Origin of the sequence: Proteiniphilum sp. UBA5384 (assembly GCF_002410825.1) — a bacterium.
In the GTDB taxonomy this organism is placed as follows: domain Bacteria; phylum Bacteroidota; class Bacteroidia; order Bacteroidales; family Dysgonomonadaceae; genus Proteiniphilum.
In genome coordinates, this window is the sequence record NZ_DHOS01000001.1 from 24015 (window position 1) to 44545 (window position 20531).

Here is a 20531-nt window from a genome sequence, read left to right on the forward strand (position 1 = left end):
GCGGCTTTCGGGTAAAAAGGTGAGCGACGACCGCGAGAAGAAAGGTAAATATGTGCAGGATCTTTTTCAGAGAAATAACAGCTTAATAGGATTTATCTATTCAAATCCGTATTACGCAATCAGCCTGTTATAATCTCTTTAATGCTTCTTTGATTACACCTTCCACCGCCAAAGAAGGAGACTCTTTCAATATTTTTGTTACCACTTTCTGTGATGCGGCCTGTACAAATCCGAGCATTACCAGTGCTGATACAGCCTGGTGGCCGGTTTCGGAGAGATCGTTCTTAGCGGGTAGTTGGACGCTCCCGTTTTCGTCGGTCAGCTTGATCTTGTCTTTCAGATCTACAATGATTCTTTGCGCAGATTTGGCCCCGATTCCCTTTACCGATTGGAGCACCGCCGCATTTTCCGTCACGATCACATTTTCCAGTTCCCTTGAGTTGAGGGAGGAGAGGATGATCCTTGCCGTGCTGGGGCCTACACCTGATACCGAGATAAGGAGAAGGAACAGTTCCCGCTCATGCTTGTCCCTGAACCCGAACAGCACATGGGCATCTTCCCGGATGGATTCATATACGTAGAGTTTTGCAGTAGCTTCCCGGCTGATAGCCCCGTAGGTGTTCAGCGAGATATTCAATTGGTAGCCGATACCATTGCTTTCCAACGTTACATTCGTCGGCGTAAGTTCCGCTACCTCTCCTTTGATATAGTCTATCATTTGTTTATAAGAATAGGTTGATTACGTAATACCGTTGTTATAACGGTGAAATTGAAAGAAAATTATATCCGGAAAGAAAAAGTCTCTCTTTCCTCTAAAACACGTGTCCTTTGGCCAGTCCCCCTTCTCCCGTCTCTTTGTAGAGCGAAGGCAAGTCATGTCCGGTCTCTTTCATCACATTTACTACGCGGTCGAATGAAACTCGGTGGATACCGTCGGTGAGAGAAGAATAGAGATTGGCATCCAATGCTCTTGCTGCAGCGTAAGCATTTCGTTCGATACAGGGAATCTGTACCAATCCGCATACCGGATCGCAAGTCATCCCCAGATGATGTTCCAATCCCATCTCTGCGGCATATTCGATCTGGGAGGGGCTTCCTCCGAAGAGCTGGCTGGCGGCTGCGGCTGCCATTGCACAGGCTACACCCACTTCACCCTGGCATCCCACTTCGGCTCCCGAGATGGAGGCATTCTCCTTGACGATATTACCTACCAGGCCGGCAGTAGCCAGGGCGCGGAGCATCCTGTTCTTACTAAAACTGCGGCTCTCTTCCAGATGATACAGCACAGCCGGTATTACCCCACAGGAACCGCACGTGGGTGCCGTCACGATCTCTCCGCCCGAAGCGTTCTCCTCAGATACTGCCAGCGCATAAGCGAAAACCCGCCCGCGCGATTGCAATGATTCTTTGTATCCTTTTGCCTTGATGAAATAACTGGCTGCCTTTCGATGCAGACTCAATGGTCCCGGTAGGACGCCTTCGTTGTCGAGTCCCCTTTCTACAGCGGCTTTCATCACTTCCCATACTTCTGCCAGATAGTCCCATATCTCGTTTCCTTCATACTCTTCCACATATTCCCAGTAACTCTTGCCGGTTTTTTCACACCATTCCATGATCTTAGTCATAGTGGTCATCGGATAGAGATCTTTTCCTTCATCTCCTACCACCCCGATCGTCTTTTCACCGTCGGAAATTTTTCCACCTCCTACGCTATAGACCGTCTGCGATCCGGTTACTTTACCGTCGGCACTATATGCTTCCAGCTTCAGCGCATTGGGATGAAAAGGAAGGTATGTTTTAGGCAACCATTCGATGGTAGTGGGGGCCACAGGGCCCATCATACTTAAAATCGCTTCATCAGTCAAGTGTCCTTTACCGGTAGCGGCAAGGCTTCCGTAAAGGGTGACGACGAATTTTTTTGCCCTTGGATGACTTTCGGCAAACAGGGCTGCCGCTTTTTTCGGTCCCATCGTATGGCTGCTTGATGGTCCGTTCCCGATACGGTAAAGTTCTCTGATCGATTGCATAAGATAAATGTAAAATTAAGTTCCTGTAAAGTATTTACAAAGTTAGGATTTCCTTCCGTAATAGAAAAATAATAAATAGATAGAGAGAGGGCATTTCGTGGTATTCAAAACGCAGCAAATTTTTGTACCTTTGGAATTCCAAAATCTACATATAGATGTCAAAGAAAAAATATAATTACAATGTGGAGGCGCAGGATATTGATTTCCGGCGCAGGGTCTCGTTGATGTCACTTACCAATATGATATTGACGACGGCCGGCAGGAATGCCGATGAAAATGGTTTTGGCCTGCTGGAATTACAAACCGGACATTATACATGGGTGCTTTCCCGCCTTGTGGTCGATATGGATCGGATGCCTACGGAGAAAGATAGTCTCTCCATTGAGACATGGATTGAACATGTGGGAGCGGCCTTTACTACCCGTAATTTCCGGATGAGAGACGGTGAGGAGAAAGTGCTCGGCCATGCGAAATCCACCTGGGCGGTAATTGATATGCGGACGAGGCACAGTGTACGGTTGGATACGATTCCTTCGATGCAGCAGTTTGTTGTAGATGAAAGTGTACCGGTAGCCGAACCATCCAGAATTGCCAATATAAAAGGGACGGTTGCCAATAATTTTACCGTGAAGTACAGTGATATAGACATAAATGGTCATGTCAACAGCCTATACTATATACAGTGGTTGTCCGATTGTTTTTCACTTGATTACTATAAAAATCACTATATCCGGCGGTTCGAGATCAATTTCCTGAAAGAGCTGGTTTTTGGTGATAGTGGTGACGTACACTGCCGGATGGCGTCACCGGGAGATTATTTTTTTCAGATTGAGACGCGCGAAAAAGGAACCGCTTGTCGCGCCCGGATATTGTTTGAGGATGCAGTTTAACCGGTTTTATTTGCCCGAAGCAATTAATTTTTTCCTCCGAACTTGAATACGATAGGAATAGCTGCCGGCGATTTGAGTATTGTCTTCCCTACCGTCAGTTTAGGCCATAACTTGACCGTCACAGAAGTCTCATTGGGCGTGATTCCAAGGAAAGCACTCATCTCATTGGTAACGCGTTGCTGTGAATAGCGGTTCATCACATTTTTCAGGTCTACACTGATGGGAATGCCCACCATTTTGGTTTCTCCGGGCTCAATACGGATGGGTATATCCATCTTGCCCTCCACAAACTCCATTTCATTGATCTGGATAGCGTAATCCAACGCATCGAGAAAGGCAACATTCTTGTTCGGGTTGGTCACGTCCATATTGAGTATCATGGTAAACGGGATGCTTTGCATTGAAGATCCTCCTGCAAGCACAGTGGCTATGGAGGCCAGCTTTGACACCGAAATGGCGGAAGCATTCCCCAGGTTGATACCCGAAAGCTGGATATTCTCCAATGAATTGTAATGGTATTCACTTTGTGAAAGTTGATATGCTCCCCCAACTTTGTTGACTATGTCACAGTTGTTCAATAAGAGGGCTATGCTCAGGAGTAAGACAATCTTCTTCATAACAGTTAATCTATTTTACTTAATAGTTATCATGGTCGCTCCGTAGCCATACTCACGGAAGGAGGCGTCCTGGTAAAAACATTTTGGATAATTCTTCTTTAACTCTTTGATAATAGCATTTTTCAGTATGCCATCTCCTTTTCCGTGGATAAATACAATCTTATGGTTCTTGTGGTGAATATGCTCACTCATCACCTCATTGAATTTGTTCAGCTGATATTCCAATATATCGGCATTATTCATGCCCGCAGTGGTGTCGAGCAATTCATTAATATGCAGGTCGATTTCTGTCAGCGTCTCTTTTTTTTGTTTTACTATCCGTGCCCTCCGGGGATGGTCGTCCTGCCCTTTTTTCTTTTTCATCGCCTGTTCCAGTTCAGATGCGGAGAGGTGAATTTCATCTTCCGGAATATCGTTTCGCATGATGAAACAGGTGAGTGCTTCCTCTTCGAAATAGTCGTTTTCGTGGAAACTATGCAACTTATAGAACTTTACTGTATCAATACGTATGTCTACAGAACAGGGACTTTTTGCCATAAATGGTTTGTGGCGTTTAAATGCTACGAACTGTACATTTATTTTCTCAATATCGTTAAGGTTTTCTTTTTCAATTTCTTCCAGAAATATTTTGGTGTTGGGTTCCACGAGACCACTATAACGAATCCTCAGTGAATCTCCTTCACGGCTCATGTAATTGACGAAAAGATAATAATTGCTGTCGTTAACGAAATAACATTCGTAGGAGGAGGATGAGAGGTTTTTTATATCTATGGGAAGCCATGCAAGGCAAGCCGTGATATTTTCCCCTTCCGGCGTTTCTTCCAGCAGATTGTCTTCTACGGGCGTTTTCGCTCTTACAGTAGTATTATTTTTTTGCGCAGTATAAATTATAGCGGAAGGAATCTCTTCTTTTTCGGGTAGTTGAGTGATTTTTTCGTTTCCTGCAGGTTGTACCACGACACATTCCGAAATCAACACCGGTACGTCGAAGCCATATTCATCTTCTACGATTACTACTTGCTTGTTCTGGAATCCTTTTACAATTCCTCCTCCTGTTGTATTTAGAAAACGGACTGTATCGCCTATTGATAGTTTATTCATTGATTCTTTTTTGTTAGGTGTTGCAAAGTTGACTAATTTTGCGGAATAAATGCATTAATTATTACGAAAAATCATTTTTCTGTTAGTAAAAAAATGAAAGAGAACTTCTAAAAAATATGTACAAAGAAAAAGTCCGGCAAATTCAAATCTCTCAATATAATTACCCTCTTCCCGATGGTAGGATTGCCAAATATCCTCTTCCGCAAAGAGATGCATCCAAGCTACTGGTATATAACGGCAGGAAAATAACCACTTCTCATTTTTCCGAACTGCCGGTATTGTTACCTGAAGAGACATTGCTCTTGTTCAATAACACCAAAGTGATTCATGCGCGGTTATTGTTTCAAAAGGGGACGGGTGCGCAGATTGAGATATTTTGTCTTTCTCCACATGATCCGGGTGATTATGTGATGAATTTTCAACAGAGATGCCAATGTGCATGGCATTGCATGATTGGAAATGCCAGGCGGTGGAAAGAGGAACCTTTGTATATGCAAATTCCTGTGGGTGATGGCGTTGTAAGTTTGAAGGCCGAAAAAAAAGGAATCATGGGAAATGATTCGATTATCTGTTTTTCTTGGGATAATGAGGAATTTACCTTTTCCGATCTTCTGGAAGTAGCCGGAAAATTACCTATTCCTCCCTATTTGCACCGCCCTTCCGAAGAGAAAGATAATGAGACCTATCAGACTGTTTACTCCCGTTCCGAGGGTTCTGTGGCAGCTCCTACAGCAGGGTTGCATTTTACCGGAGAAGTAATGGAACGGCTTCGCGATAAAGGAATCCGGACGGCGGAAGTTACTCTCCACGTAGGTGCCGGAACTTTCAAGCCGGTGAAGAGTGAAACAATTGCCGGTCATGAGATGCACAGAGAATTCATCTCGGTGCCGAAAGAAACCATTAAGCAACTGTTTCATCATCCGGGAAAGGTGGTTGTGGTGGGAACTACTTCCATGCGTACAATAGAGAGCCTTTATTATATTGGCCGGAAGATAGATACCTCCCATCATTTATCTGCACATGCACTCAACGTAGAACAATGGGAACCGTATGGCGGCACAAAAGAGATCATGCCAAAACAGGCGCTTCAAAATATATTGGAGTACCTTGATGAGACAGGACAGGAACGACTTATCGCATCCACGCAATTAATGATCGCACCCGGCTATGAGTTCCATTTTCCCGACGCCATCATTACTAATTTTCATCAACCTCAGAGTACATTATTACTGCTTGTTTCGGCTTTTGTAGGAGAGGATTGGAGCAAGATATACGACTATGCACTGGAGAATGACTATCGATTTCTTAGCTATGGAGATAGTTCTCTATTATGGAAAAAATAGAATAAAATTCAAAAAGCCTGTTTTTTGGTTAAAAACCCAGCCGTAAACGGTTTTGTGCTATCTTTTTTTGTATAATTGCATCATTAAAGTCAAAAGTCTCTTATTTATAATATTTCAACTGAGTTGGTCCGTAAAATTGTCCGCATATTTGCCTTCATTATTGTCAGTATCATTTTATTGAATGTGATACTACTCGCCACTTTCAGTATTCCTGCAATACAAAAGAGCGTGGTTAACCTGGCATTGGACAAATTCCGGCCTCTCATAGGTACCCGGGTCGATTTGCAGGGTATCCGTATCAAACTGTTTAATACCGTAGAACTTGAGGGTATTTATGTAGAAGACCAACAGCAGGATACATTGCTATATGTAGGTAAGATTGGTGTGCGTATACATGCCCTTGATCTTTTGAAAAACAGGGTTACGGTGCATAAGTTATCCCTTGAGGATTTTACGGCCAACGTGCATCGTGCTTCACCGGAGGACCCTTTTAATTTTCAATTTATTATCGATGCCTTTGCCAAGCAGGATACTGTGAAAGTGAAAAAGAAAGAGGGAAAACCGTGGCGGATTACTGCCAACGAGGTGATGCTGAAAAATGGCATACTGCGCTACGATATTCTCTCTGCACCGGAAACGCCGGGAGCATTCAATATCAATCATATTGACGTGGCAGATTTTAATTTTAGGGGAAATGCCGAGTTTCTGAATATAGGAGATATGCGCGCCGAGGTGAATCATTTTAATTTTCTGGAAAAGAATGCAGGATTATCACTTGATAATCTGAAAGCAAATATGGAGGGGACGGGTACTTTGATTAGTAGTGATGGGGTGACGATTGCTTTGAATGGTTCTCACATACAGGTAAAGGATGCCCTCTATGATTTGGAGACAAAAAAGTTTTCTCTTACTGCGGAAAGTGATGTGGTTGATCCGCGCGATATCAATATCTTTGTTTCCCGATTTTCTCACCTCGATAAGCCGATCTCTTTTGAAGTCAGTGCGGAGGGTGAATTACCAAAGGTGCTACTTAAGGACTTGCATTTCCGTTATGGTTCCGATACAGAACTCAATGTGTCGGGATCCATCTCCGATTATAGCGATATCAATAATGGGGAGTTACATGTGAATCTACGGAACTTGTCTGTTTCCCAAGAAGATTTACAGGCGTTGATTCGCATTGGTCCGCCTGATTTCACGTCTCCCGATCAACTGTTGGCAATGGGTGACCTTCGCCTGCAGATGAAAGCTGATGGTCGTTTAAGCCGTTTTTTATATGATGGAGAAGTGGTTACGGAGCAAGGCGATGTGGTACTCAATGGAACCGGACGTATCGGAAATGAGTTCAAAAGCCTTGTCTTTGAAGGTCCTATGAGGGCTAATAATATCAAAGTGGATAAAATCATTGGTGAGAAGGTGGGTATCGGCAGTACCACCATCGATACGGATTTGAAATTATCCATTCTTCAAGATTCATCGCTTACGGTAGCTGCTGACGGACGGATAGAATCGACCTCGTTCAGGAATTATCATTATAATAATATTTTCTTTGATGCGGTATATAGTGGTACCAACGTTGTTGCCGAAATCCGCTCTGATATGGAGAGAAACAAATTGGATCTTTTCGCTGATATTTCCTTTGGTGATGCGATGAAATTTGAGGTAAAAGGAGATGTGGAGCATTTGGACCTCACACCATTTGTCGCAATCGAAAGATGGAATGACCCTTATATCAGGTTGAGTATCGATGGTGATCTCTCGGGAGGTTCTATTGATGACCTGGCGGGTACGGTATTGATTGATAACGTGGCACTGGCTGACAGTAGCTTTTTCTATAGTCCGGGACCTATTTACCTGGAAGCACAGTCCGATGAGGGGGAGGAGAAAAAGATAAAACTTCAGTCTACTTTTTTCGAGGGTGAAATCATCGGTGACTATTACTTCTCTACGATCGGAGCAGAGTTGATGCATGTCATCCATCCACATCTCCCTTCCGTTATTATGGAGAAAGCAGAGGTGCAACAACCGGACTTGGGGAAGAATAATTTTCGTTTCAATATCGAACTCTATAATACCGAAGATCTTTCTTATGCACTTTCCCTGCCGTTTTATAATGTGGAGCTGGCTACTCTTTCAGGAAGTGTGGACATGACGAGTAGTGAGTCGGTGCGGATGGATGCCTATCTTCCACGGGTAATGATGGGAAATAATGATATCCGAGAAACTAAAGTGAATCTGCATAACCGGATATCCGGACTGGGATTGGATGCGAATACTTATCTTGTGCAGAATAGCGGGCATATAAATATAAAATTAAATAGTGATGCGACCCTGGATTCTTTGACTAACCGTTTGTCATTTGAGATGCAACAAAACGCAAACCATTCTAACGGTCAAATGCTGATTACAATGGGATTTATGCGTGATCGTGAGGAACAGCTGGCGGCGAATATCCGTATTCTCCCTGCCCGGATTCTGTTCAATGGTAAGCAAATAGACCTTAACGATGCTTCCATCGCTTATAGTACAGACCGTATTGCTATTTCTAACTTCGGGATAAAGGAGGATAACATGCTCCTGTTGGGGATAGATGGGGTGGCTTCCAAAAGTGAAGCCGATAACATCCGGATTTATTTTAATAATACAGAACTGGGAAATATTCTCAATGCATTCAATGTAACCAATTTTGCCGGGTCTATCAATGGCGATATATATGTGCGGCAGGCACTGGATAACCCAATGATTCGCACCGAAGAACTACGGGTGGAAAATATTACCGTACAGGGAGATACCATTGGTACATTGCGTGTGGAGGCAAACTGGGATAACCTCCTTTCCGGCCTGGACCTGAATTCATGGCTGGAAAAAGACGGAGAGCGAAGCCTTGATGTCAAAGGACATATTCCTACGGGCGATAAAAGTCCTTTTCCCCTGGATGTGAACCTGAATATCTCGGATTTTAAGCTGATAGCCATTCAACCACTTGCTACTTCTATCTTCAGTGAGTTGAACGGACGATTGAATTCCCGGATACATGTGACCGGCACGCTTGCCGAGCCGGTGACGGAGGGATGGTTGGGTATTGATGAAGGGATGATGAAGGTGGCATTTACCAATGTGACTTATTACATATCTGACACGATTAATATCAGTCGGGATAATGTGGGGCTGAAGAATTTGGTGATCCGTGACCAGAATAACCATACTGCTACACTGAACCTGAACCTGTCACATACAAATTTTGGACGTATGGTCTATAATGCAGGTATTCGCTTTAACGACTTCATGCTCTTAAACAATGCAAACCGTACTGATATGATGGCTTATGGTAACCTTAAACTGTCCGGGGATCTGAAAGTGACAGGATCTCCATCCGGAATTTTCGGTAGTGGCAACCTGACAAGTTCAAGTCGGTCCGATGTGACGGTGGTGCTCCCTCAAACAGCTACAGCAACTGAATATAGCGGTATTATCTATGTAAATAGCCGCGAAAAAGAATCGGATTCATTGGCTTTCCTGCGTAAAGATCCCGACTCCGGGAGCCAATTGAATACCAATATCTCACAAGGTGTTCCCATTGTAATGGGAGTCACCGTGAACCTGACTCCACTGCTCGAAGCTGCTGTGGTTCTTGATCCTACTACCGGTGACGCACTTGAAATAAGTGGAGAAGGAGAGTTGAATGTCAATTTTAATTCCAAATCTACCCCATCGGTACTACTTTATGGTGATTATGTCATCAATAGTGGAAAGTTCCATTATAATCTACAGAATATCCGTACCATGGAGTTTAATATCCAGGAAGGAAGCCACCTTACCATGGGTGGAAATCCGATGAACACCCAGTTCAATATCACTGCTTACCGGGCTGTAAGGGCAGATTTGGCTACACTCAGTTCGACCTTTACAAATATATTGAGTAATACGCGTGTGCCAGTAAATGCCCTGCTTAAGATCAAGGGTAACCTTGAAGCGATGGATCTGAACTTTGATGTGGAATTACCGGAAAGTTCCAGCGATATCCAGCAGCGGGTAAATAGTTATATGCCGAATGAAGAGTCGAAAATACTTCAGGTGGTATATTTGGTGACCTCCGGTAATTTTGTCCCTACCGAAGGCTCCCCCAATACGAATTTCGGTTCATCGATGGCAACAAATTTTGCAGCAAGTACTCTCTCCCGTGGGTTAGACGCTTTGTTTGCCAGTGCTTTAAGGGATAACTGGTCGGTCAGTACGAATCTGGAATCAGTGGATGGCAGTCTTGATAATATGAGGGTGGGCGTAGATGTCTCTACCCGCTTAATGAATAACCGATTGCAAATTAATACCAACCTGAGCTATGGGGATGGTACAATGATGGTGGGTGACCAGGCATTTATGGGTGAGTTTGAAGCCAAATATTATATTAACAACTGGCTTATGCTAAGAGCTTTCCATCGAGCCAATGAACGATTTTATAGCCGTGCGCCATATACGCAGGGAATTGGTGTAATGGTCACCCGGGAGGCAAAGAGGTTAAGGGATTTGATTGATTTCAGGTTTGTCAGAAGGAAAGAGGAGGATTGAAGTGATGATCCCAATGAATCAGGATAACTTGTCCCGACCTTCGGAAAGTAGTGATGATGTATTGATATAGTGGTTTTTATGAAAAGATATATAGTCCTGATATTGTCGATATGTACATTCAGTGCCTGTAGTGTGACTAAAAAGGTGCCTGAGGGAAGCTATCTTCTCAATAAGACTGATATAAAATCAGATGTGAAAGGAATTGTACCGTCCACCCTGAAGCCTTACCTACGGCAAAAACCTAATTCATCGATGATTTTACTGGGAAGAGTGAAATTGCAAATGTACAATATCCCCAATAACGATTCTACCTGGCTAAACAGACAATTCCTCAAATACGGTGAACCTCCGGTATTATATAATGACCAATTGACTGTAATCTCGGCTGAACAAATCCGGCTACATATGAAGAACAAAGGATACCTCAATGCAGTTGTGGATACCACCGTGATAAAGAAGGACAAGAAGGCGAATGTAACTTATGATGTGACGGGCAACGAACCCCACCGTATCCGGGTATTCAAGGACACCATTCATTCTGTCGATACGACTATATACAACATACTGAAGCAAAGCCGGCGGCTCGAGCTTATGAAAGAAGGCGATATTTTTGACCTGTCTATCCTGGAGGAGGGAAGGGAGAGAGTGACCACTATGCTGAGAAACCGGGGATATTATAATTTTCAGAAAGATAATTTCTATTTTATTGCCGATACCACGGTGGGCACAAATGAGGTCGATGTGACACTTGCCATGAATAATCCTACTGACTCGACATTGCACCGGCGGCATTATATAGGGGACGTGACAGTAATTAGCGGGGTAAATCCTGCTCATTTGCAGGATTCTACAGGCCATGCCCCATTAGATACGGTGGAATATAAAGGAATAAAGATTATTTCTGAGAAAAATCGGTTTCTACGGCCACGAGCGGTCTATTATAATACCTTTTTACGTCCCGGACGGATCTATTCCGACCGGATTTCGGAACGGACCTATGCCTCACTGAATGGGATGGGAGCAGTAAACCAGACGCAGGTCAACCTGACACCTGTAATCCGGAATGACACAGCTTTTCTTGATTCACGGATCACCCTTTTCCCGGGCAATCTTCATTATTCTCAGTTTGGAGTGGACGGTACCAATTCGCAAGGCGACCTGGGAGTTGCCGGTAATATAACGTACGAACATCGTAATTTACTGAAAGGGGGAGAAATTTTCCGTATTCAGTTAAAGGCCGCTTATGAGTTTATTACTGCTTCAGATAGTTTGAACCTGGTCGATAATAGTTATTATGAGTATGGGGGGGAAGCATCTCTGACCATCCCGCAATTGATGCTTCCATGGCTCCTGAAACTACTTGGAGATCAACCATCGGCATCCACGGAGTTTTCAGTGGGACTTAATTACCAGAATCGTCCGGACTATTTGCGTCAGTTTTTTAGCCTGGGCACCAAGTTTCAATGGGCCTCCTCGGAATGGCAATTACAACATAGCATGGAACCGTTGGGTGTGACGTATGTGAGTATGCCCAGAAAATCCGATCTGTTTGAAGAACTTTACCTGAGCGATGAAAATTCTATTTTACGATTCAGTTTTGATGATCTGTTGATCGTCCGTAGTGGTTATAATATCACTTATTCCAATTATGGCCGTAACTTTAGACGAAGGATGCCGGCTATTCCTTTCCGGATTCGTTCGGGAGTGGAATGGTCCGGATGGTTACCACGTATTTTGACGAATCTGGGAGAAGGTAGTGTAAATGAAGATGGCTTCAGGACTTTATTTGGATTACCCTATTCAGAATATGTCAGAGGTGATTTTGATATATCTGCGTCACATGCTTTTGATGATCAGAACACACTGGCCGGCCATTTTGCAGTGGGGGTAGCATATCCTTTCGGCAATTCCACTGTCTTACCCTTTGAAAGGCGTTATTTTGGAGGGGGAGCCAATAGCGTGAGGGGTTGGAGTACTCGTACTTTGGGACCCGGTACGTATAACCGTGACTCTTTGGTATCCGATTTTGGTCGTAAGGTAGGGGATATAAAACTTGATATGAGTCTGGAATATCGTCATAAACTGACTAAAATGTTTGAATTGGCCACTTTTGTCGATGCGGGGAATATATGGACCATCAAGGACTACTCGGTACAACCGGGTGGCAAGTTCGGATGGAATACTTTTTATAAGGAACTGGCCGTGGCATACGGACTTGGGCTCCGTTTAGACCTTAATTTCCTGCTGATCCGGGTGGATGGTGGTATGAAAGCTCATAATCCCGGACTTCCCGAGGGTTCCCGGTGGACTATTTTCAAACCCAATTTCAAACGCGATTTTGCCTTCCACTTCGCCATTGGTTATCCGTTCTAAAACAGAGGTGAATGATGAATTTGTCTTACTCAATATTCATAAACATTTTATTCATAATATAAAATCGATACCTAATATGCCTTCGATGTCTTGATTAGAAGGGTTTGATGTGTCCGGATAAATAGGTGCATCGTCTATCACAGCGGTTGAATTGGCTATATTTATTTGAAGTATAGGTATTTGATACATCTTGTTGTGCGCTAGATCCAAATATGAGTTTACAATTTTTTTCTTTTCATCCTTTAATAATAAGGATAGAAAATTAAAAGCGTTTCAAGAGCATTCAATGCGTCGTGTGGACGATTGAATCTTATATCCAGCATTGCCTTTGCAATCCATTTGAGGGATTTGTCTTGCATCTTGCCCTCCAATGAGCAAAATTGCTGCTCGAGGGTAAAGTAATCACGGCTACTTAGTAGTTGCTTTACATTATTATCTGCCTCTTGTGGAAAAAGTAGGTTCCCATGGGGTGTCAGTAATAGCAGAAGTGGGATTATCCTTATTCTGTTCATGTTCATGATTGTCGATCAATTATCCGCCCACACAATGTCGGGAAGAATTCTTTCTGTTTATCAATGATTCAAAGGCAAGTAAAAATGTGCGAAAAATATGCCCGTAAATGTAGTAATAAGTAGCAACGGTAAATTTCGTAAAACCGTTTGTAGAAAAGGAAAACCCGCCTTGTGAGCGGGTTTGGGAATTGTCTTTCAGTTGTCTTGCCAGGATTCGAACCTGGACAAACAGGACCAGAATCTGTTGTGCTACCGTTACACCACAAGACAATGGGAGTGCAAAGGTATAAAAAATTGTCACAACAAAAAAGGTTGTGCGAAAAAATATTTACCGAAAGTTAAACCCTGCCAACCATTGGCTCTAATGAGTGTTCAATAAGTAGCTATCGAGTAATCACTGAATAACGATTCTTTTCCCTGTAAAAGTTTATTAGTGCGGCATACACCGGTGATTTTCGTAGGATGGGGGCATTGCCCACAAGAAAGAGTTGTTGTCTTGCGCGGGTGATGGCCACGTTGAGTTTCCTGTCCACCGTACCGTTGTGGTTCGGGTTGCAGAGAAAATTCATCTGGTAGGGTTCATTGGCACAGAGTGAAATCAGAATCACATCACGCTGGCTTCCCTGGTAGCGCTCGACGGTATCAACCATAATATTCTCCCAATCCGGGATTCCTGCTAATGACAACTTGTGTTTGATCAAGGCGATCTGGTTCCGGTAGGGGGCGATAATGCCGATCGATCTGGAATCGAATATTTTTCTATTTGCTCTATATACTTTGCGAAGGGAAATGAGCAGTGAGATAATCAAATCGGCTTCAGTCTCGTTGATTTTGTCGGACGGGGTGGGGGCGTTGATTTTTTCTGTCGAAAAGAAAGCGGTACGCTCCGAGGCTATCCACCGGTCGAAGTGATTGTCTGACGGGCACTGTAACTTCCATGCTGAGGATTGCCAGTCGAGTGCCGGGAAAAGGTTTCCGGAATAAAAGCTTTTGGCGGGAAAAGCAGCGATGTCGTTATGCATCCGTCCTTGCTGTGTGAGTTGCGCATATGCATGATTCCATCCTTTTGCTTGACAGCGGTGCAATAACCGTTCAAAAAGAGAGTCACGGCAATCGGTAAATCCGGATTTCTGCAATACAGGCTCTTTGATCCCTGAAAATTGACGATCCTGCAACACAATAGTCGATAGCTGATTGTGATCTCCTATCATGATAAACCTGTCTAAACGGGGTAGGAGACCGATAATTTGAGGCTCCAATATCTGTGATGCCTCATCGATAATAGCTACATCAAAATGTTTGAGTTTGAAAAGTTCCATCCTACCGTTGATGGATGCGAGGGTGGAAATGTAGATACGTGTGCCTTCTATCTCGTGCCGAAGTGATTCCCTATCCGTGGCTTTTTCTGAAATCCTTTGTAGCAATCGATGCCGGTAAGTTTTCGCACAGGAGAGTTCTGTGCCCACCCGGATATAAGCGTCACATTCCCCTTTCCTGCATCCGAAAGCCGCGTTAATGGCTTCGCACAACTCGTCCACGGCACGGTTGGTATAGGCAAGTACCATGATATTCATCTTTGGTTGTGCGTGGAATTCTTCAATCAGCCGCCGGGCGAAGATCGATGTCTTTCCTGTGCCGGGCGGCCCCACAATCAAAAAATAGTCTTCAGCACACATCGCTTTGCGGATAATATTTTCCGGATAGTCTGCTTTTGGATAACTTATTTCAGTACAGCCGGGAGGTTTTACGCCCATCAGTACCTCTTTTTTCCGTGTGGATGCTGTCAAAAAGGAAAAAAGACTCTTGTACATGCTGTTGTAGGTGGTATCCAGCGAATCGTGCTCTATTACCCAGAGTCGGTTTTCCTCAAAGAAGCGGCGGTTTTTCTGTTTATAACGAAAGCGCACTTCTACCGATTCAGAGGTAATCCGGGCGATAGTACCCTTTAGTATCTGCCGGTTGAGTACCGTATCCTTGTCATCTTTCTTTGGATAGACGATACATATATCACCCTCCCGGAAGTTAACGATGTCGTTTTCTGTGTGATTACGGGCGAAAAGGATTGTCATATCATGTCCCGCATCATCGATGTGTTTGATGGAAAGATTAAAAAGGACGTCCAATGCTTCGGCCCGTTCGTTGAAGTTGCTGTTCCAAAGTGATGCCGTTCCCGTGGGCGTTTCATAGGCTATGTCACCGATCTTCTGATGATATAGTTCTCTTGAAATGAAGCGGACATAACGATAGAAAAAGGTAAGTTCCGTTTCGCTGCAACCCGACAACAGTGTGTGTATCCGTTCAATTTTTTCGATGAAGAACGCGGGTAGTTTCTGTCTTGTTTGGATGAGATGGAATAAAGATTGAAACAATGCTTCTGCATCCCGATTTTCTCCCTGTATCAGAATCTGTTCATTGGCCACAATCAGGTTCCGGAGGTTCAGGATCGATTTCTCCAGTTCTCCGTCTACCGCTGCAGTGCGAAGGTTTTCTCCCGGCCGGCATCCTGCCGAATAGAGGATAGACGCATCTATTCCCTGTGCCTGCTCCCCGAAAACGGTCTCTATCATCAGCCGATAAACGGCCGTTTGCACTTCATGATTGAGTGTGATCTTGTTGTGATCGTAGGAGGGGAAGGGTAATTTGCCCGATTTCAGTTCTAAGATCCGGGCATCCGTTTCTTCGGAATAGGGTTGTAGCAGGTCGAGTCGCCCCTGAAACCCAAATCGTTCACAAAAGAACGAAGGTTCCAGCGTACAATGATGCAGGTTGATTCCTCTCCCGGGAAAATCCTCACGGATCACCCGTTTGATATTTTCAAATTGAGTCCGCGCTTTTTCCATGAATGTCCGGAAATCACTCTCGGAGCGAATATCTTCACAACTTGTATATTCGAAAGGCGACTGTTTAAATGATCGTAGGAATACATCTCTGAAAGAAACGTCCTCCGGATTATCCGCAAACACCAGTTCATCGAGGAAAAAATTGGCCAGGTTTCCCAATAACAGGTAAGAGCGGTTTTCCTTCTCTTCAAATTTGTTACGGAAATAATGAAGCGGCGATATTGAATAATCCTGAAAACATTCGGCAATGGCAGACGCATCGATCAGATAATCCGGTTCAAGGATGATATAGTTAGGAAGCAGAAAACCATCCCCGTCAATCACACAATCGACCAGGTTCAGGTTGGCACCTTCCCGGAACCTTTCAACTGAAGCTGTAAAAGCGCTGTTCTCCGGTGAAATGCCGTATCTGGCAATCAGTGGTATGCCGGGATCCTCTGTCCTCACGCAGATAAGCAATTTCCCCTCACGATCGATTTTAAGAAGTTGAACACGGAGGGTATCCGTTGTGATATCTGAGGGGAAAAGCGAAAATTCAGTCATATCTGATCAGAATATTTTAGGCAGAAAAATGATGAGCCCCACTGCCAAAGCAGCCAAAACTACAGTCAGGACTGCGGCCGCAGAAAGGTCTTTCACTTTTTTAATAGTAGGATGAATCTCTTTATTACAGGCGTAATCCGACAATCTTTCCAATGCGGTATTCATCGCTTCCATGGAGAATACGGCTCCTATAGCAATGATAATGGCAAGCCATTCCCCGGGGGAAATTTTATATAGGAGTCCCAGTAAGATTGCGATGATAGCCACAATCAGATGAATATGCGCATTGGGGGTTTCTTTGTACAATGTATGTATACCCCTGAATGCGTGACTGAAAGATTGAATGCGTTCCCGTATGTAAGACATATTGTTGATGAGATGATTTCAAAATTGAAAATTTATATTCAAATGTATAGAATTTGTCGTTTACGCCCAAATATCTTTTTCCTTTTCGACAAGCAGTAAACCTTATCAGGCTAAATGAAGTAGAGCCCAAATTATTTTGAGTTTATATCAATATTTGGTACTTTTGATATAAATTTGAAATTATGTCTCAAGTCTGCCCCCTTTGTGGAAAAACCAAACCGGAAGAAGTCCTTTTTTGCGATGATTGCAGTAGGAAGATACATTCAGAGTATGAGGTGGATATTCCGAAGGAGACCGGATCAACATCAAAAACAACACAACCCGGAAGAAAAAAACGTATAGCAACTCCGCTTCTGTTTGTATTCATGATTGGTCTACTGGTAGGTGCTTTTTTTGTATATAATGCGACAATACGCAAAACCAATCTCGATCGTAGCGGTTGGGATGCAGCTCTCAAGGAGAACACCGTGAAAGGTTATTTAGCTTATATGAATGCATATCCGCGTGGAATCCATTTTGACCAGGCACAGGAGGAATTGCGGAAATTGAAGTCGGTAGAGGCTTCAATGTGGGAAAAGATGAAAGAAACCGATAACATAACTGAATTACGCGATTTCCTTAACCAATATCCCGGGAGCCCGTATGCTCCGCTGGTGAAAACAAGACTCGACTCGCTTACATGGATAGGAACTTTGCGGACAAATACGGGAGAAGCCTATTCCGACTATATCATGCTGAGTGAAAGCGGAGGAATCCGAGGCGATTATATAGCAGAAGCCCAAAAAAGATATGCATTGCTTTTCGGTACACAATCTATGGATCCGGCTATACTGGACAGCATCCGCACTACTATCGACGGTTTTTTTATATCTCTTACTTCTCTTGACCATAATGGGATGATTCGTTATCTGGCACCTATGGTACAGCGTTTTTTTGATTCCGGCACTGCTTCCCGCGAAAGAATTACGGGTGAATTACTCGTTACAGGAGCGCGGACGGAAGGTGCAACACTGAAATTTATACCGGATTTACAGTCGATATGGTATGAGATGACGAACAGTAACCACTATAAAGTAAATGTACCGCTACAGAAGACTTACCAAAAAAATGGCTCTATAGAACAGGTATATGGATATATTGTTCACATGGAATTGGATCCTCTCTTGCAGATTGTCAGTATATTTGAGACGAAACCCTATCCCGAAGCGCCTTAGCATTCATAATAGAGACGCAGGACAGATAGCGGGAAAACTAATTTGGCACCTGTTTGTTTAACAGTATCTATGGAATTTCAACTTACATCAGCATATCAGCCTACGGGCGACCAGCCGGAAGCCATTGCGGCTCTGATTGAGGGACTGCAACAAAAAATCCCTTACCAGACGCTATTGGGGGTTACCGGATCGGGTAAGACCTTTACGGTGGCTAACGTGATCGCACAGATAAATAAACCCACGTTAGTGCTGAGTCATAATAAGACGCTGGCAGCACAACTCTATAGCGAGTTTAAGAATTTTTTCCCGAATAATGCGGTGGAATATTATGTCTCTTATTACGATTATTATCAACCTGAGGCTTATATCCCCACCACCGATACCTATATCGAGAAAGACCTGTCTATTAATGACGAGATCGAAAAACTCCGTCTTGCCGCCACCTCCGCGCTGCTTTCCGGGAGGAATGATGTGGTCGTGGTTTCTTCTGTTTCCTGCCTCTATGGCATTGGTAATCCTGAAGATTTTAATAAGGTCACTATCGATATTCGTGAGGGGCAGGTAATGGAGCGCGACCAGTTGTTACGCTTGTTGGTGAATAGCTTATACTCCCGTAACGAAACAGTGGATTTTAACCGGGGAAATTTTCGTGTCAAAGGTGATACGGTGGACGTCTTTCTGGCGTACCATGATTATATAGTCCGGATTGTTTTCTGGGGAGATGAGATAGAGAGCATCGAGTCGATAGACCCGTTGACGGGGCTTACCATGGAACGGTTAGACTCGTATCGTATTTTTCCGGCCAACCTGTTTGTGACCACACAGGAGCGTATTAACAGGGCAGTGGATGAGATACAGATTGATTTGGGGAAACAGGTGGAGTTTTTTCAGGAGATTGGTAAACCTTATGAAGCCAAACGGCTCTATGAAAGGGTTACCTATGATGTTGAAATGATTAAGGAGATAGGATTCTGCTCAGGGATAGAGAATTACTCGCGCTATTTCGACGGCCGTGCTCCGGGTACACGCCCTTTCTGTCTGCTTGATTTCTTCCCTAAGGATTATCTTACCGTTATCGACGAAAGCCATGTTACCATTCCTCAAATCCGGGCCATGTATGGCGGCGACCATTCACGTAAGATGAATCTGGTGGAGTTTGGCTTCCGCTTGCCGGCTGCAATCGATAACCGCCCATTGAAATTTGAAGAGTTTGAGGTGCTTACTCCCGAGATTATTTTTGTGAGTGCTACCCCTGCCGATTATGAATTGGAAAAGTCGGAGGGTATTGTTGTCGACCAGTTGATTCGCCCTACAGGATTACTTGATCCTCCTATCGATGTGCGACCGAGTTTGAACCAGATAGATGACTTGATGGAAGAGATTCGGCAACGGGTGGAGGTCGATGAAAGGGTATTGGTGACCACTCTTACCAAGCGGATGGCGGAAGAGTTGACTGATTATCTGACCAGGAATGGTGTACGTTGTAATTATATTCACTCTGATGTAGAAACATTAGAGAGGGTGAGAATCATGGATGAACTGCGCAACGGCTTATTTGACGTGTTGATCGGCGTGAATCTGTTGCGGGAAGGGTTGGATTTGCCTGAAGTATCGCTTGTGGCAGTACTCGATGCTGATAAGGAAGGATTTCTCCGCTCTCATCGCTCCCTTACCCAGACGGCCGGCCGGGCGGCTCGAAACGTGAATGGAAAAGTGATCTTTTATGCCGACAAGATAACCGACAGCATGCGGATGACCATTGACGAGACCAATCGTAGACGCGAAAAACAGATAAAATATAATGAAGAGCATGGCATCATACCACAACAGATAAAAAAAGCCCACTCATCGGCATTGACCAAAGAATATAAAGTAACTGCCGAAACAAAAGCATACGTCGAGCCGGATTATTATACAATGGCAGCTGAACCGGTATCGGAATATGCTTCGAAAGAGGACCTGAAGAAAAAAATCGAGCAGACCCGAAAAGCAATGATGGCGGCAGCCAAGAAATTGGAATTTCTGGAAGCTGCCCAATTGCGGGATCAGTTGATAATATTGGAGGAGAAGATTCGATAATCCCGATAATCGGGACGAGTAGTGAAGATTCGATGATATTTTTGGAAGTAGTGAATTTTT

Annotated in this window: 13 protein-coding genes and 1 tRNA gene; 6 read left to right on the top strand and 8 right to left on the bottom strand. The window is 44.0% G+C overall.

Annotation, left to right across the window (positions count from 1 at the left end; all coding sequences use genetic code 11):
* Positions 1-127 precede the first annotated feature (127 nt).
* Positions 128-718: a Holliday junction branch migration protein RuvA gene (ruvA, locus tag B4G81_RS00085; protein WP_294078695.1), complete on the bottom strand. Its 591-nt coding sequence runs from the start codon at positions 716-718 to the stop codon at positions 128-130.
* Between the two features lie 94 nt (positions 719-812).
* Positions 813-2027, bottom strand: a complete 1215-nt coding sequence (locus B4G81_RS00090; RefSeq protein WP_294078698.1) for an L-serine ammonia-lyase — start codon at positions 2025-2027, stop codon at positions 813-815.
* Positions 2028-2182: 155 nt separating this feature from the next.
* On the opposite strand from B4G81_RS00090, the gene B4G81_RS00095 reads away from it, so the two are divergent.
* The gene (locus B4G81_RS00095; RefSeq protein ID WP_294078702.1) at positions 2183-2917 is read left to right on the top strand and encodes an acyl-[acyl-carrier-protein] thioesterase; all 735 of its coding nucleotides are present in this window, start codon (positions 2183-2185) and stop codon (positions 2915-2917) included.
* A gap of 23 nt (positions 2918-2940) precedes the next feature.
* On the opposite strand, the gene B4G81_RS00100 is transcribed toward B4G81_RS00095, so the two are convergent.
* Positions 2941-3534 carry an LEA type 2 family protein gene (locus B4G81_RS00100; RefSeq protein ID WP_294078704.1) on the bottom strand — a complete coding sequence of 198 codons (594 nt, stop codon included), beginning with the start codon at positions 3532-3534 and terminating at the stop codon, positions 2941-2943.
* Between the two features lie 15 nt (positions 3535-3549).
* Positions 3550-4635, bottom strand: coding sequence for a DUF2027 domain-containing protein (locus tag B4G81_RS00105; protein WP_294078707.1), 1086 nt, complete (start codon positions 4633-4635; stop codon positions 3550-3552).
* A 116-nt stretch (positions 4636-4751) separates the two neighbouring features.
* Here B4G81_RS00105 and B4G81_RS00110 point away from each other — a divergent pair, with 116 nt between their 5' ends.
* The 3 genes from B4G81_RS00110 to B4G81_RS00120 all read left to right on the top strand — a co-directional run bounded on the left by B4G81_RS00110 (position 4752) and on the right by B4G81_RS00120 (position 12917).
* Complete coding sequence (locus B4G81_RS00110; RefSeq protein ID WP_294078709.1) at positions 4752-5978, top strand: S-adenosylmethionine:tRNA ribosyltransferase-isomerase; 1227 nt, start codon at positions 4752-4754, stop codon at positions 5976-5978.
* A 123-nt stretch (positions 5979-6101) separates the two neighbouring features.
* Positions 6102-10544 (top strand): translocation/assembly module TamB domain-containing protein, encoded by a 4443-nt coding sequence (locus B4G81_RS00115; RefSeq protein WP_294078712.1) that lies wholly within the window; start codon positions 6102-6104, stop codon positions 10542-10544.
* Positions 10545-10622: 78 nt separating this feature from the next.
* Entirely contained in the window at positions 10623-12917 is a 2295-nt protein-coding gene (locus B4G81_RS00120; protein WP_294078714.1) for a BamA/TamA family outer membrane protein, read from the top strand.
* Positions 12918-13159: 242 nt separating this feature from the next.
* Here the strand turns inward: B4G81_RS00120 and B4G81_RS00125 are convergent, their stop codons facing one another.
* The 4 genes from B4G81_RS00125 to B4G81_RS00140 form a co-directional block, all read right to left on the bottom strand.
* Entirely contained in the window at positions 13160-13435 is a 276-nt protein-coding gene (locus B4G81_RS00125; RefSeq protein ID WP_294078717.1) for a hypothetical protein, read from the bottom strand.
* 193 nt (positions 13436-13628) lie between these two features.
* Positions 13629-13699 (bottom strand) — tRNA-Gln (locus B4G81_RS00130).
* Positions 13700-13812: 113 nt separating this feature from the next.
* Positions 13813-16812, bottom strand: coding sequence for an AAA domain-containing protein (locus B4G81_RS00135; RefSeq protein ID WP_294078720.1), 3000 nt, complete (start codon positions 16810-16812; stop codon positions 13813-13815).
* A gap of 6 nt (positions 16813-16818) precedes the next feature.
* A complete protein-coding gene (locus B4G81_RS00140) occupies positions 16819-17178 on the bottom strand; it encodes a diacylglycerol kinase family protein (RefSeq protein WP_294078723.1) in 360 nt (119 codons plus the stop codon).
* Between the two features lie 182 nt (positions 17179-17360).
* Here B4G81_RS00140 and B4G81_RS00145 point away from each other — a divergent pair, with 182 nt between their 5' ends.
* Complete coding sequence (locus tag B4G81_RS00145) at positions 17361-18392, top strand: tetratricopeptide repeat protein (RefSeq protein ID WP_294078725.1); 1032 nt, start codon at positions 17361-17363, stop codon at positions 18390-18392.
* A 69-nt stretch (positions 18393-18461) separates the two neighbouring features.
* The gene (gene uvrB, locus B4G81_RS00150) at positions 18462-20471 is read left to right on the top strand and encodes an excinuclease ABC subunit UvrB (protein WP_294078728.1); all 2010 of its coding nucleotides are present in this window, start codon (positions 18462-18464) and stop codon (positions 20469-20471) included.
* Positions 20472-20531: the final 60 nt, after the last annotated feature.